12 protein-coding genes are annotated in these 13,807 nt (G+C 53.6%); 7 read left to right on the forward strand and 5 right to left on the reverse strand.

The annotated features are described in order from the left end of the window. Positions 1–47: 47 nt before the first annotated feature. Both olsF and hemB read right to left on the reverse strand, forming a co-directional pair. Complete coding sequence (olsF, locus tag EoCCA6_RS16760; RefSeq protein WP_152083599.1) at positions 48–1,748, reverse strand: bifunctional ornithine lipid synthase OlsF; 1,701 nt, start codon at positions 1,746–1,748, stop codon at positions 48–50. Between the two features lie 118 nt (positions 1,749–1,866). After that, positions 1,867–2,841, reverse strand: a complete 975-nt coding sequence (hemB, locus tag EoCCA6_RS16765; RefSeq protein ID WP_152083600.1) for a porphobilinogen synthase — start codon at positions 2,839–2,841, stop codon at positions 1,867–1,869. Positions 2,842–3,292: 451 nt separating this feature from the next. On the opposite strand from hemB, the gene EoCCA6_RS16770 reads away from it, so the two are divergent. Together EoCCA6_RS16770 and EoCCA6_RS16775 are read left to right on the forward strand one after the other, a co-directional pair. Continuing rightward, positions 3,293–6,067: an autotransporter outer membrane beta-barrel domain-containing protein gene (locus EoCCA6_RS16770; protein WP_152083601.1), complete on the forward strand. Its 2,775-nt coding sequence runs from the start codon at positions 3,293–3,295 to the stop codon at positions 6,065–6,067. Positions 6,068–6,159: 92 nt separating this feature from the next. Beyond that, a complete protein-coding gene (locus tag EoCCA6_RS16775) occupies positions 6,160–6,786 on the forward strand; it encodes a helix-turn-helix domain-containing protein (protein ID WP_152083602.1) in 627 nt (208 codons plus the stop codon). Here EoCCA6_RS16775 and ampH read toward each other — a convergent pair. Next, a complete protein-coding gene (gene ampH / locus EoCCA6_RS16780) occupies positions 6,783–7,949 on the reverse strand; it encodes a D-alanyl-D-alanine-carboxypeptidase/endopeptidase AmpH (protein ID WP_152083603.1) in 1,167 nt (388 codons plus the stop codon). The genes EoCCA6_RS16775 and ampH overlap by 4 nt on opposite strands. Before the next feature lie 204 nt (positions 7,950–8,153). On the opposite strand from ampH, the gene EoCCA6_RS16785 reads away from it, so the two are divergent. The 3 genes from EoCCA6_RS16785 (at position 8,154) to EoCCA6_RS16795 (ending at position 11,134) form a co-directional block, all read left to right on the forward strand. Continuing rightward, entirely contained in the window at positions 8,154–8,687 is a 534-nt protein-coding gene (locus EoCCA6_RS16785; RefSeq protein ID WP_152083604.1) for an isochorismatase family protein, read from the forward strand. Between the two features lie 114 nt (positions 8,688–8,801). Beyond that, entirely contained in the window at positions 8,802–10,022 is a 1,221-nt protein-coding gene (gene sbmA, locus EoCCA6_RS16790; RefSeq protein WP_152083605.1) for a peptide antibiotic transporter SbmA, read from the forward strand. Positions 10,023–10,036: 14 nt separating this feature from the next. Continuing rightward, complete coding sequence (locus tag EoCCA6_RS16795; RefSeq protein ID WP_152083606.1) at positions 10,037–11,134, forward strand: DUF1615 domain-containing protein; 1,098 nt, start codon at positions 10,037–10,039, stop codon at positions 11,132–11,134. On the opposite strand, the gene EoCCA6_RS16800 is transcribed toward EoCCA6_RS16795, so the two are convergent. Continuing rightward, entirely contained in the window at positions 11,135–11,437 is a 303-nt protein-coding gene (locus EoCCA6_RS16800) for a DUF2755 family protein (RefSeq protein ID WP_152083607.1), read from the reverse strand. A gap of 247 nt (positions 11,438–11,684) precedes the next feature. Between EoCCA6_RS16800 and EoCCA6_RS16805 the strand changes: the two genes are divergently transcribed. Continuing rightward, positions 11,685–11,921, forward strand: a complete 237-nt coding sequence (locus EoCCA6_RS16805; RefSeq protein ID WP_152083608.1) for a DUF2754 domain-containing protein — start codon at positions 11,685–11,687, stop codon at positions 11,919–11,921. Here EoCCA6_RS16805 and ddlA read toward each other — a convergent pair. Next, the gene (gene ddlA, locus EoCCA6_RS16810; protein WP_152083609.1) at positions 11,918–13,018 is read right to left on the reverse strand and encodes a D-alanine--D-alanine ligase; all 1,101 of its coding nucleotides are present in this window, start codon (positions 13,016–13,018) and stop codon (positions 11,918–11,920) included. The genes EoCCA6_RS16805 and ddlA overlap by 4 nt on opposite strands. A 103-nt stretch (positions 13,019–13,121) precedes the next feature. On the opposite strand from ddlA, the gene EoCCA6_RS16815 reads away from it, so the two are divergent. Further along, entirely contained in the window at positions 13,122–13,805 is a 684-nt protein-coding gene (locus EoCCA6_RS16815; protein WP_152083610.1) for an extensin-like domain-containing protein, read from the forward strand. Positions 13,806–13,807: the final 2 nt, after the last annotated feature.

A 13,807-nucleotide genomic window follows, 5' to 3' on the forward strand; every position in this document is an offset into this window, starting at 1 on the left:
GCGTTTTATTGTAGGCCCGGTAAGCGTAGCGCCACCGGGCAACGGGGTTATAGGTGTGCTTCTATATACCGCTGATACCGGTTCGCCTTCAGGTAACTCAGATCCACCAGCACCAGCCCGTCGACGCAGTTGTTGAACGCCGGGTCGCTGCCAAAATCAATAAACTGCACGCCGCCGGGCTCGCACAGCTCGGAATACTGCTTGTAGAGCGGTGGAATGCCGCAGCCCAGATTGCCGAGCAGGGATTTCAGCTTCGTCAGGTCATCGACGTAATCTGCGCCGCCAAATTGCGCCAGCGCGTCCGGCAGCGACGCCGGATAGGGCTGACGTGAGGCGGCCAGCGGATGAGCCGGCGGGAACCACAGGCGGTAAAACGCCACCAGCAGATCCCGCGCCGCAGGCGGTAAACCGCCGGAAATCGAGACCGGGCCAAACAGATAGCGGTAGTGGGGATAGCGCGCCAGATACGCACCAATGCCTGACCACAGATAGTCCAGACCACGGCGTCCCCAGTATCGCGGCTGAATAAAGCTGCGTCCCAGCTCAATGCCGTGTTCGAGCACGTCCTGCATTTTGTCGTCGTAGTGGAAGAGGCTATAGCTGTACAACCCGTCCAGACCCCGACGCTTCACCTGTCTGGCGGTGGGCATAAAGCGATATGCGCCGACGATCTCCAGATCCTCATCATCCCACAGGATCAGGTGCAGATAGTCATCATCGTAGCGGTCGGTATCCCGGCGTTTACCACTTCCTTCTTCCACGGCGCGAAACGCAATCTCGCGCAGACGCCCCAGTTCGCGCAACACCGGTGCGTCTTCTTGTCCGTTGCGTTGCCACAGGTAGATAGTTTTGCCGTCGCTGGTTTTGCCAAGACACTCAGCCTGCGCCAGCTCGCGTTTCAGTACGGCTCGGTCTTCCGGCCGGGCGATAGCGCACTGGGTTTTGAAGACGCCAGGCAATCCCTTGCCAAGACGCATCACGTGCTGACGGCACTGTTCGGCCATCTCCCGTGACGAAAGGGTGACATTAAACCAGGTATTCCAGGCGATCTGCTGGCCGATTTTGATCGGCAACTGGCTATGGCGGCGGCGGAACATCTGTTGCATCAGCAGCAGCATCGATAACGTCGGTGACACCAGCGTGCTGGCATAGAAGAGCAGGCTATTGTGCGCCTGAATATGTACCGGCAGTAGCGGGGCGCGCAGTTTACTGGCCAGTTTGATAAAGCCCGAATGCCATTTTTTGTCGCGGATACCTTTGCGCGTCGGGCGTGACACTTCTCCCGCCGGGAAGAAAATCAGCACGCCCGCGTTTTGCAGATGCTGCTCCATCTGCATCAGCGAGGTTTTTGCAGTCCTGCCGCCCATATTATCTACCGGAATAAACAGCGAGCTGAGCGGCTCAAGGTGAGTCAGCATCCGGTTGGTCACGACTTTCACATCACGGCGCACGCGGGAGACCGCGTACAGCAGTGCCAGCCCGTCGAGTGTGCCTGTCGGATGGTTAGCAATGATGACCAGGGGGCCATGTTCAGGGATTTGTTCGAGATCGCGGGTGGAAACGGTGCAGAGAATATCAAGGTGTTCCAGAACTTGCTCCACCATATCCAGCCCTTTGAGGTGGCGGTGGGCTGCGGCAAATTGTTGAAATTCTTCTTCGTAGAGCAGTCTTTTTAACAGACTTTTTTGCCAGGGCGCGGGCCTCGCCTGAGGCCAAAGGTCATCGATAACGCTGTCGAGACTAAACATGGTCACTCCTCCTGCCGTCTTGCCCAGACAGTAGAAGGGGGAGATGTCGGTTGTATTGCAGTTTGGTGAAGTTATTGCTCTGACGACCTCTCTCCCGGCGGGAGAGAGGTCAGAAGGATCAACGCAGAATTTTTTTCTCAGCCAGATCCAGCGCGAAGTAGCTGAAGATCAGATCTGCGCCCGCGCGTTTGATTGCGCCCAGGCTTTCCAGAATCACTTTCTCTTCATCGATCGCGCCCGCCTGTGCGGCGAATTTGATCATCGCGTACTCACCACTCACCTGGTATGCGCCCAGCGGCAGCTCGGTGCGTTCACGGATATCACGCAGGATGTCCAGATAAGCGCCCGCCGGTTTGACCATCAGGCAATCCGCGCCCTGGGCTTCATCGAGCAGGGATTCACGGATCGCTTCGCGGCGGTTGAGTGGGTTCATCTGGTAGGTTTTGCGATCGCCCTTCAGCGCCGTACCGGCCGCTTCACGGAACGGACCATAGAAAGAGGAGGCGAATTTGGTGGAGTAGGACATGATGGCGGTGTCGGTGAAACCGGCGGCATCCAGCGCCTGGCGAATAGCCTGAACCTGCCCGTCCATCGCCGCAGATGGGGCGATGAAATCCGCACCGGCAGCAGCGGCGACAACGGCCTGCTTGCCGAGATTCAACAGGGTAGCATCGTTATCCACGCCGTGGTCGCACAGCACACCACAGTGGCCGTGAGAGGTGTACTCGCAGAAACAGGTGTCGGACATGACAATCATTTCCGGCACGGTCTCTTTGCAAATGCGTGACATACGTGCGACGAGACCGTCTTCTTTCCAGGCGTCGCTGCCGGTGGCATCAGTGTGGTGAGAGATCCCGAAGGTCATCACCGAGCGGATGCCTGCACTGGCAATACGTTCGATCTCACGCGCCAGATGTTTTTCCGGGATGCGCATCACGCCCGGCATCGCATCAATGGCTTTGTAGTCATCGATCTCTTCTTCAACAAAAATCGGCAACACCAGATCGTTTAAGGTCAGTGTTGTCTCTTCAAACATAGCGCGCAGTGCTGGTGACTTGCGCAGGCGACGGGGACGAGCAATTAAATCGGTCATGGTATGCCTGACATTTGTGGAACAAAGAGGACTAGTGTACCTGAAAGTGTGGTGAGGTGTTTTACGAAAGTGGGCTTTTTGTTTTTGCCAAATGACGCACGGTTACGTTTCATTTACTCCCTGTATACTGCACACTGGTTTGATGATTAAAGGGGAAATGAACTATTTGTATTATTACTGTATTGGTGTGGATATATAAATAATAATGATCTATTTATTTTTGTTATGTTTATAATATTCGTCGGGCTAATTTTAACTTTCTGTTTTTATAATATTTATATTGGATGCATAATGCCTGTATGATTTTTTCATGTTAATTGTATGGATTCGGACTTAATGGAATCATTCATTGAACCTTTTCCAAATGAAACTGCATAATTCCCTTCGCAATAGATTATTGCCAAATGATTTACGGACAAACTTGCTTACGTCCCTGAGGAGGGATGACCCAATGCAAACATGGAAAAAGAAACTGGTTGTATCTCAACTTGCATTAGCCTGCACCCTGGCTATCGCTTCTCAGGCAAATGCGAAAGATATTTCTGGTACGACATATAATACCTTTGGATATGATAATACTGCATCCAGCCCCTGGTATTATGGATACGCCGACTGGGATTACTCGGATGCGACCCATGACGGTGATATTTATCCGGTGATTAATAAGTCCACGGTGAACGGTGTTATTTCAACGTATTATCTGGATGATGGTGTCAATGGCCGGGCGAATGCGCTGAGCATTTCTAACAGCACCATTAATGGCATGATCACCTCTGAGTGCATGACCACAACCTGTGCAGACGGCATGGATACTGATGGCACTGCGCATACACAGTACGATCGTTTTAGCCTGACGGTAGACAACTCCACCATCAACGACACGTATGAGCACTATGCTTATGACGTGGTGAACGGGGATAATACCGAAGCACATTATCTGGATACGTATGCCCTGGGCAATGCGATTACCCTTGATGTGGAATCCGATATTGTTATCCAGAATAATTCCCACATCGCCGGTATTACTCTGCTGCAGGGTTATCAGGAACTGGATAACACGCCGTACGACAGCGTTGAAGGTATTGCCAACAGCAGCAATGTCTTTACCGACACGCTGGTGGTGAAAGACTCTGTTCTGACCTCCGGCGCGTACAGCGATCTGGGCACCAGCGGATTCTATGGTCAAACGGCGAAACCGAGCGATTACGGCGAAACCAACGCGACCGGAGCAGATGACGCAGCGCTGATCGTTGTAGCCAGTGACGCGGATAACGCGATGCAGACCACTGCGACCTTCGACCACTCCACGGTGACCGGCGACATTCTTTTCTCCAGCACCTTCGATAACAACTTCTACGTGAATGGCGACCCGGCAACCGATACCACCGATGATGGCGTGTATAACCCAACCACCAACGGCTGGGACGACACCGATAAGCTGGATGTTACCTTAACCAACGGCAGCAAGTGGGTGGGGGCAGCGCAGTCCAGCGTTGATGCCATCGGCTCTGCACAGATGTACGGCGAAGGCTACAGCGAAACAGACTGGCACACACTCTCTCCGAACAGTATCTGGCCTGACTCCACCTACGACAGCAACGGCCACGTTGCGGGCGAAGAAGTCTATCAGAGCGGTCTGTTCAACGTAACGCTGGATAACGGTTCTGAATGGGATACCCGCAAGCTGTCCAACATCGACACGCTGGCGGTTAACAACCAGTCGCAGGTGAACGTAGAAAACTCCGGCCTGCTGGCGGACAGCATCACGCTGACCAATGCATCGTCGCTGAATATCGGTGACTCTGGCGCAGTGGCGACAGACAGCCTGTACCTGGACAGCGGTAGCCGTGCGGCACTGACGGAAGAGACGGCAGAACTGTATGCCAACACCATCACCGTGGATAACGGCGCAGAACTGGCGCTGGGCCTGGGTCAGGTCGATACGCACAATATGGTGCTGACCGATGGTGGCGTGTTGAACGTAGCCAGCCGTGATTACGTGCTGAACAGCGATCTGAACAACGCGCGCTATATCACCAACGACAAGAGCAAAGCAGACTACGACTATGGCGTTGTTGCGCTCAACTCTGACGGTCATCTGGCGGTAAATGGTGACGTGGCGGGTAACTACAAAGTGCGCATCGACGATGCGACCGGTGCAGGTTCCGTTGCTGATTACAAAAATAAAGAGATCATTCGCGTTTATGATAATAACGCGGATACCGCAGCCAGCTTCACCGCTGCAAACAAAGCTGATTTAGGGGCCTATACCTATCAGGCGCAGCAGAAAGGCGACACCGTTGTTCTGCAGCAGAAATCCCTGACTGATTACGCCAACATGGCGCTGAGTATTCCTTCTGCAAACACCAATATCTGGGATCTGCAGCAGGATTCCGTCGGTGCGCGTCTGACCAACAGCCGTCATGGCCTGGCAGATAATGGCGGCGCGTGGGTGAGCTACTTCGGTGGTAACTTCGACGCAGATAATGGCGTGGTGAGCTACGATCAGGATGTTAGCGGCATTATGGTTGGCCTGGATACCCAGATTGACGGCAACAATGCCAAATGGATTGTCGGTGGTGCGGCAGGCTTTGCGAAAGGCGATATCAGCGACCGTACGGGTCAGGTCGATCAGGATAGCCAGACTGCGATGATCTACGCATCGGCGAAATTCGCTAATGACGTTTTCCTCGACAGCTCCCTGAGCTACAGCCGCTTCAACAACGATCTCTCCGCCACTATGAGCAACGGCCAGTATGTTGACGGTAACACGACAACTGACGCTGTAGGCTTTGGCATGAAGCTGGGCTATGACTGGAAACCAAACCTGTCTGGCTACGTAACGCCTTACGCGGCGGTGTCTGGTCTGTTCCAGTCTGGCGATGATTATCAACTGAGCAACGACATGCGTATCGATGGCCAGTCATACGACAGCCTGCGTTATGAGCTTGGTGTCGATGCGGGTTACACCTTCAACTACGGTGGCGATCAGGCGCTGACACCTTACTTCAAGCTGGCGTATGTCTATGACGATGCCGACAACAATGCTGATGTGAACGGCGACAGCATTGATAATGGTGTGGAAGGGTCTGCGGTGCGCGTGGGGCTGGGAACGCAGTTTAGCTTCACCAAAAACTTCAGTGCATATACGGATGCCACTTATCTGGGCGGCGGTGACGTTGACCAGAACTGGGGTGCCAATCTGGGTGTGAAATATACCTGGTAATGCATAAAAGCAGGGGATTTATCCCCTGCTTTTTTATATATAGCGTAAGAAAATAATATAGAACCGACAGATACAGATGACTTGAGGTCTGCATGAACGTTGATGCGAAACCGCTTTCTGAATTAAGCCGGCTCGAACAGTGTCTGAAAGCCGCCAGTACTCCATTTAAGACCGCACCGCAGCAATTAATTTCAAACAGCACTTTTGGTGATGGGCCCCACACATTCTTTATACAAACAGGGATTGTTGCAATTCTTCGAAAATCAGATGAGCTCCTTGTTGGTATTGCAAAAGCACCTTATATTTATGGCCTGACGGCGGGAATGAATGAAATTCATCATGAATATGTCATGGTCGCACAAACACCCTGCACAGGATTTTATTTATCGGCCTCTACCGCACGACAACTTATTCAGCAAGAATATCTTTGGCAGGATGCCTTTTGTTGGCTGTCGTGGATTAATCACATCCTGGGGAAACGCGATATGCAGCTGGTGGGAAATAACTCTTACAGCCAGATCCGTGCAATGCTGATAAATATGGCCGAATGGGATGATACGCTTCGCTCAAAAATTGGTGTCATGAATCATATTCAGCGAAGCACGCGTATTTCACGTTCTGTGGTGGCAGAAGTTCTGGCTGCGCTGCGCCAGGGTAATTATATTAATATGAGCCGGGGCAAACTGATCAGTATTAACCGTTTGCCCGCGGAATATTAAGGCTGTACTGACGCCGTAAGCACCTGTGCTTTATTGGCGCTCAGTTCAGCGACCAGGTTATTGATTCCGTCGCTCATATTGACGAAGCGCGTGTTCGGGGAGCGAGTCACGACGACGAAAGCCCCGACGTTGGACTGCGGGATCATTGCCATATACGTGATGAACCCGCCGCCGCCGCCGGTCTTCTGGATAATCCCCGGACGACCCTCTTTCGGTGCCATATACACCCAGCCCATGCCGAGGGCATCGGCTTTACCCGGCACGTCCATTCCCACTACGCGGCGCAACTGGGCACGCTGGTAGATCAGCGTCTGCATACGGTCGGCCTGGTTGCTGCGCGCGTAAAAATCCGAGGAGAGGAATTGCTGCATCCAGCGCATCATGTCGCCTGGCGTGGAGTAAACGCCGCCGCTCCCGATAGCCGCCAGCGTGTTATTACACGGGCTGGCCCCTTTTTCTGCCACCATCAGGCGTTTGCACTGATCGGGAGAGGGGGTAAAGGTGGTGTCTTTCATACCTAGCGGACGGGTAATCTTTTCCTCAAATAGCTGGGTATACGGCTTCCCGGATGCGGTTGAGAGCGCATCAGCCAGCAGATCAAACGCCAGGTTGGAATAGGATGCCTGCGATCCCGGTGCGGCTTTCAGCGTGGCGGTACTCAGGTAGCTCCATCGCTGTTCGCGGGTTGGCCAGACAAAAACCGGGCGATGCGCTGCACCACCGGGTTGCTCACGCGGCAGCGCGCTGGTATGGGTTGCAAGATTGACCAGCGTTATCGGTGTACCCTGATAGGTCGGAACGCGTGCGCCTGGCGGGGCGTATTTGCTGAGCGGATCGTCCAGTTTTACCACACCCTGGTCGAGCAGTTTCACCAGCATTTCGCTGGTCATGAGCTTGGTGATGGAAGCAATACGGATCACCGAATCCAGCTGCGGATGGACGTTATTTCCAGGACGCGTTTCGCCAAAGCTCCGAAATACACGCTGGTTTCCATCGATGACCACCAGCGCCATTCCCGTCGCACCGCTACCGTAGTAGATAAGATTCGCATAGCGATCGGCAATGTCAGAGGCCAGGACGGGGGCCGTCAGCGGCTGGGCAGCCTGGGCGGTGGTCAGGTTCACCGCACACAGCGCGGCAAAAGAGAGCAGACAACGTTTCAACGAAAAGCATCCATCAAGTAAATAAGGAAAGTAAGAGGTATTTATACTACTAAACCGCACGGCGCAATGGCCCGAATAGCATAACGATAGCGGGAAAAACGTAACCATGGGTAAATAAGAACAATTTCCTTGCGGCCTGGCTCCCATTTTTTGACATCGGGCTTATGATACGCACTCGTATTACTCATTCTTGCGGAGAACGGTATGTCTGAAAAGCGTGTGGTTATGGTGGTTGATATGCAGAACGGGGTGTTTGAGACGCCACGTCATCAGCGCGAGAAATGTGTCTCTCTGATCAATCAGCTTACCCAGGCTGCTGAGCAGGTGATTTTCATTCAACATACTGAGGCTGGCGGGCTGGAGGAGGGCAGCAACGGGTTTGCATTACTTCCTGAGCTAAACCAGCCAGCAGGTGCGTTTTACGTCACGAAGACCGCCTGCGATGCCTTTTACAACACGACGCTTGAGGCGTTATTGCGCGAACAGGGTATCCGTGCGTTTGTGATGTGTGGCTGCGCGACGGATTACTGCGTCGATGCCACCTTTAAAAACGGTGTCAGCCGGGGCTATCACATCACGGTTGCGGAAGATGCCCACACGACTGCTAATCGCCCGGCAGCGGAGGCTCAGGTGCTGATTGCGCACTACAACGATGTCTGGCGTAACTTCATTGCCCCGGCTAACCCGCCTTCGGTGAAACGCACCGAAACAATTCTCGAAAAATGGAAAGCGAACTAATAATAAACCCACGGGTCTGACCTTTTTGCCTGCGCCACAGGTGGGTTCAGGTGAGATTTTCGTGTGGTGATGTGTTGAGCACAGCAAGAGCCATAACAACAAGAAGGAAGCATTATGTTTAAGTCTTTTTTCCCAAAGCCGGGGCCCTTTTTCCTGTCGGCGTTTATTTGGGCACTGATTGCTGTCATTTTCTGGCAGGCGGGCGGCGGCGCATGGCTGGCGCATATCACGGGCGCAACGGGCGATGTACCGATCAGCGCGGCGCGTTTCTGGTCGATGAGCTATCTGCTGTTTTATGCCTATTACGTGGTGTGCGTGGGGCTGTTTGCCTTGTTCTGGTTTGTCTATTCTCCGCACCGCTGGCAATACTGGTCGATTCTGGGCACGTCGCTGATTATCTTTGTCACCTGGTTCCTCGTGGAAGTGGGTGTGGCAGTTAACGCCTGGTATGCGCCGTTCTACGATCTGATCCAGACCGCACTGAGTTCACCGCACAAGGTGACCATCAATCAGTTTTATCACGAAGTTGGGATCTTCCTCGGTATCGCTCTTATCGCGGTGATAATCGGCGTGATGAACAATTTCTTCGTCAGCCACTACGTGTTCCGCTGGCGCACCGCGATGAACGAACACTATATGGCGCACTGGCAGCACCTGCGCCATATCGAAGGTGCTGCACAGCGTGTGCAGGAAGATACCATGCGATTTGCCTCCACGCTCGAAGATATGGGGGTGAGCTTTATCAACGCCATTATGACCTTGATCGCCTTCCTGCCGGTGCTGGTGACGCTTTCGGCGCATGTGCCAGACCTGCCGATTGTCGGTCACCTCCCTTATGGGCTGGTGATCGCGGCGATAGTCTGGTCACTGATGGGGACAGGGCTGCTGGCCGTGGTGGGTATCAAGCTGCCGGGCCTGGAGTTCAAAAACCAGCGTGTAGAAGCGGCGTATCGTAAAGAACTGGTTTACGGCGAAGATGATGCCAGCCGTGCATCGCCGCCAACCGTGCGCGAGCTGTTTGGTGCTGTGCGTCGTAACTATTTCCGCCTCTATTTCCATTACATGTATTTCAATATTGCGCGCATTCTGTATCTGCAGGTTGATAACGTTTTCGGCTTGTTCCTGCTGTTCCCGTCGATTGTTGCGGGTACGATTACGCTCGGTCTGATGACGCAAATCACTAACGTCTTTGGTCAGGTGCGTGGCTCGTTCCAGTATTTGATCAGCTCCTGGACCACGCTGGTGGAACTGATGTCCATCTATAAACGTTTGCGCAGTTTTGAGCGCGAACTGGACGATAAAGATCTGCAGGAAGTGACCAATACCTTTAGCTAATACAGGGAGTTGCTATGCCATTTGCCGTGCCGCGCGCGTTACCGCTGTCTTTGTTCGCCGCTTTTGTGCTGGCGGGCTGTGCCGAAAAAGGGGCTGCACCGCTTAAAAAAGGTGAGAAGCCCGTTGATGTGGCGAGCGTCGTGCGGCAAAAAATGCCTGCCAGCGTGAAGGATCGCAATGCGTGGGCCGATGCGCTGGCAAAGACGTTTGAAAGCCAGAAGATTGCCCCTACCGAGCAGAATATCTGCTCGGTGCTGGCCGTCGCGCAGCAGGAATCTATGTACCAGTCAGACCCGGTAGTGCCTGGGCTGAACAAAATCGCCTGGAAAGAGATCGACCGCCGTGCCGAATCGATGCATATTCCGGTTTTCCTGGTGCATACCGCCCTCAAAATTACCTCGCCGAATGGCAAAAGCTACAGCGAACGGCTGGATACGGTAAAGACAGAGAAACAGCTGAGCGCCATTTTTGATGATTTTATTAACATGGTACCGATGGGGCAGACGCTGTTTGGCTCGCTTAACCCTGTACATACCGGTGGCCCGATGCAGGTCAGCATTGCGTTTGCGGAAAAACATACCGACGGGTACCCGTGGAACATCGACGGAACCGTTCGCCAGGAAGTCTTCTCTCTGCGTGGCGGATTATGGTTCGGCACATATCACCTTCTGAACTACCCGGCGAATTACGATGAGCCGCTGTACCGCTTTGCGGACTTTAACGCGGGTTGGTATGCCAGTCGAAATGCGGCATTCCAGAATGCGGTAAGCCGTGCAAGTGGCGTGAAGCTGGCGCTGGATGGCGATCTGATTGCCTACGGTAGCCACGCGGCGGGCAAGACAGAACTGGCGGTGCGGAAACTGTCCGCGACGTTAGGAATGAGCAACGACGATATTCGCCGTCAGCTTGAGAAGGGTGACAGTCTGGCGTTCGAGAAAACGGATTTGTATCAGCAGGTCTTTAAACTTGCGGAGCAGAAAAGCGGGAAAGCGTTACCAAAAGCCATGTTGCCAGGGATTCAGCTTGAGAGCCCGAAGATCACACGTAATCTTACCACTGCCTGGTTTGCGAAACGTGTGGATGATCGCCGGGCTCGCTGTATGGGGCGCTAATCAGTGATGACGACGCCAGCGCAGTACAAGCGCTATCGCACCCAGAATCATGCAGCCCGCAAGGAAAGGAATCAGCCCGAATATCGTGCTTACGCCAAAACCGATCTCAACGCGTGGTCGGCCGGTATCCTGAACCTGCATCAAATGTTCATAAACGCCAGGCGCATGAACCAGCATATTCAGAAACTGTGACCCAGCCCAGAAGCAGAAAAGAACAAACAGGGCATAGGCGAGATTACCTGCCGTGGAGGTTTTGGGTTGTTTGCCACCAAAAATTGGTTTCGACAATGTAAAATCAGCCATAAAGACCTCCCGAAATATCACTCTGTTTAATACGCGTCGTACAGGGTGAGTTTGACAGGTCATAGCATTTGTCAATATCAGAATCGTGGTAATTTATCCCAGGGATTACTCCTGGATTGTTGAATTCTGCATCGCATCACAATTATTTAACTTAAGTGAAACATTATTGCATTTCAGAATTTCCGCATTTGCCACAGACCGGCTGGTTAAACTGTGAGAAGATAGTTTTTTTTCTGCCGGAGTTGTCATGAAGCTCACTTCCAAACTACGCCGTGACTGGCACTACTATGCCTTTGCTATTGGGCTGATTTTTATTTTTAACGGTGTTGTGGGGCTGCTGGGGTTTGAAGCGAAAGGCTGGCAAACCTACGCGGTTGGGCTGGTGACGTGGGTGATCAGTTTCTGGCTCGCCGGGTTTATTATCCGCCGCCGCCCTGAAGAGGCGACAGCGGATGAGACGGAAACGGTGAAGAAAGTCGATTAACCGTTGACGGAACTTTTGAGGGCGCTGTCCGCAGCATGACGCTCCAGCGCCAGTTCGATCAGGCGGGTGATCAGCTCAGGGTAGCTAATTCCGCTGGCCTGCCACAGTTTCGGGTACATGCTGATGTTGGTGAAACCCGGTAGCGTGTTGATTTCGTTAATCACCACGTCGTTTTCCGCCGTCAGGAACACGTCGACACGCGCCATACCGCAGCAGCCTAGTGCCTGATAGGCTTCAATGGCGATCGCGCGGATCTTATCGTTAACGGCCGGGTCCAGATCCGCAGGCACCACCACCTGCGCTCCTTTATCATCAATGTATTTGGTGTCGTAAGAGTAGAAGTCACTGTTCAACACCACTTCCCCGCAGGTGCTCGCCTGTGGGAAATCATTTCCCAGTACGGCGCACTCGATTTCACGGCCTTTAATACCCTGTTCGACCACTACTTTATGGTCAAACTCGAACGCCAGACGAACGGCTTCGGTGAACTGCGTTTCGCTTGTCACTTTGCTGACACCGACTGAAGAGCCCTGGTTCGCGGGTTTGACGAACAGCGGCAGCCCCAGCTGTGCCTGAAGCTGTGAGAAGCTGTACTTGTCGCGGTTGGCGCGGGTGAGCGTGACAAAGGGTGCAATATTCAGCCCGGCATCGCGCAGCAGGCGTTTGGTGACGTCTTTATCCATGCAGGCGGCGGAGCCCAACACATCGGAACCGACAAACGGCAGATTAGCCATGCGCAGCATGCCCTGCAACGAACCGTCTTCGCCCAGCGTGCCGTGGACGATCGGGAACACCACATCGATTTGTGCCAGAGCCTGGGCGTTACCGGTGTCGATAAACTGCCCCTGCGCGACGCCGGGTACGGTAGCAACACTGATTTCCGATGGATTAAGTGCGATATGTGCCGGATCGTCAGCATTTAGCAGATACTGGCTGGCATCGTTGACATGCCACTGGCCTTGTTTATCAATGCCCAGCAGCAGCACCTCAAATCGGGTTTTATCAATTGCATCGACAATATTCTTTGCCGATTGCAATGACACCTCGTGCTCTGCTGATTTTCCCCCAAAGACAATCCCAACCCGCTGCTTTGCCATTTCACTCTCTTCCAGTCTGACGAAAAGCCAATAACATACCACGATGCCCTGCGGGTTTCGCGGCCTTCTGCCATAATGTTTTGGGGGATGCAGAGGGGGGCGCGTGAGAGGAAAAGGTCTGCTGACAATTGTCATCATTGTGGCAGTAGCAACGGTGGGTTACCGCTGGTTGCCGTCTCACTACAACCCTTTCATGCTACTAACGCTTGACGACCCTCCGGGGAAAATTACCCAGTTTAAACTTCGGCGCTTAACGCCTCAGGCGTGCGAAAGCCTGCTCTCGGAGGCCAATCAAAGACAGCTTATTCGCACGCAAGCGGTCGCTGATACGACCGGGGAGTGTCCACTCCGCAACGTGGTGCGAGTGCGCGATTTCGGCCCGGTCAGCCTGAACAGCAGTTTCCTGGCGAGCTGCCCGCTCGCGCTCAGTTCTGCGCTGTTTGTCAGCCAGCAAGCCCGGCCACTCACGAAAACCTACACAGGGAGCGAACTGGTGCGTATTGAACACCTGGGAAGTTTCGCCTGTCGTAACATCTACCACCGCCCGGATGCGCGACGCAGTGAACATGCAACGGCAGAGGCGCTGGATATCAGCGCTTTTCGGCTGGCTAACGGCCAGCGGGTTACCGTATTAAAGGGCTGGACGGCGGTGAAAACACAGCCGTGGCTTAAGGCGATGCTGGCAGCAAGTTGCGGATATTACGGTAACGGCCTGGGGCCGGACTATAACGCGGCACATGCTAACCATTTTCATCTGGGGATGCGTGGTTTCGGGCTATGCCGCTGAAG

This window comes from Enterobacter oligotrophicus (assembly GCF_009176645.1).
GTDB lineage: Bacteria > Pseudomonadota > Gammaproteobacteria > Enterobacterales > Enterobacteriaceae > Enterobacter > Enterobacter oligotrophicus.

Excerpts from the sequence above, each read along its gene's own strand:
- ddlA (WP_152083609.1), bottom strand. The coding sequence starts at position 13,018 with ATGGCAAAGCAGCGGGTTGGGATTGTCTTTGGGGGAAAATCAGCAGAG.
- sbmA (WP_152083605.1), top strand. The coding sequence starts at position 8,802 with ATGTTTAAGTCTTTTTTCCCAAAGCCGGGGCCCTTTTTCCTGTCGGCG.
- EoCCA6_RS16795 (WP_152083606.1), top strand. The coding sequence starts at position 10,037 with ATGCCATTTGCCGTGCCGCGCGCGTTACCGCTGTCTTTGTTCGCCGCT.
- EoCCA6_RS16800 (WP_152083607.1), bottom strand. The coding sequence starts at position 11,437 with ATGGCTGATTTTACATTGTCGAAACCAATTTTTGGTGGCAAACAACCC.
- EoCCA6_RS16770 (WP_152083601.1), top strand. The coding sequence starts at position 3,293 with ATGCAAACATGGAAAAAGAAACTGGTTGTATCTCAACTTGCATTAGCC.
- EoCCA6_RS16775 (WP_152083602.1), top strand. The coding sequence starts at position 6,160 with ATGAACGTTGATGCGAAACCGCTTTCTGAATTAAGCCGGCTCGAACAG.
- EoCCA6_RS16805 (WP_152083608.1), top strand. The coding sequence starts at position 11,685 with ATGAAGCTCACTTCCAAACTACGCCGTGACTGGCACTACTATGCCTTT.
- EoCCA6_RS16785 (WP_152083604.1), top strand. The coding sequence starts at position 8,154 with ATGTCTGAAAAGCGTGTGGTTATGGTGGTTGATATGCAGAACGGGGTG.
- olsF (WP_152083599.1), bottom strand. The coding sequence starts at position 1,748 with ATGTTTAGTCTCGACAGCGTTATCGATGACCTTTGGCCTCAGGCGAGG.
- hemB (WP_152083600.1), bottom strand. The coding sequence starts at position 2,841 with ATGACCGATTTAATTGCTCGTCCCCGTCGCCTGCGCAAGTCACCAGCA.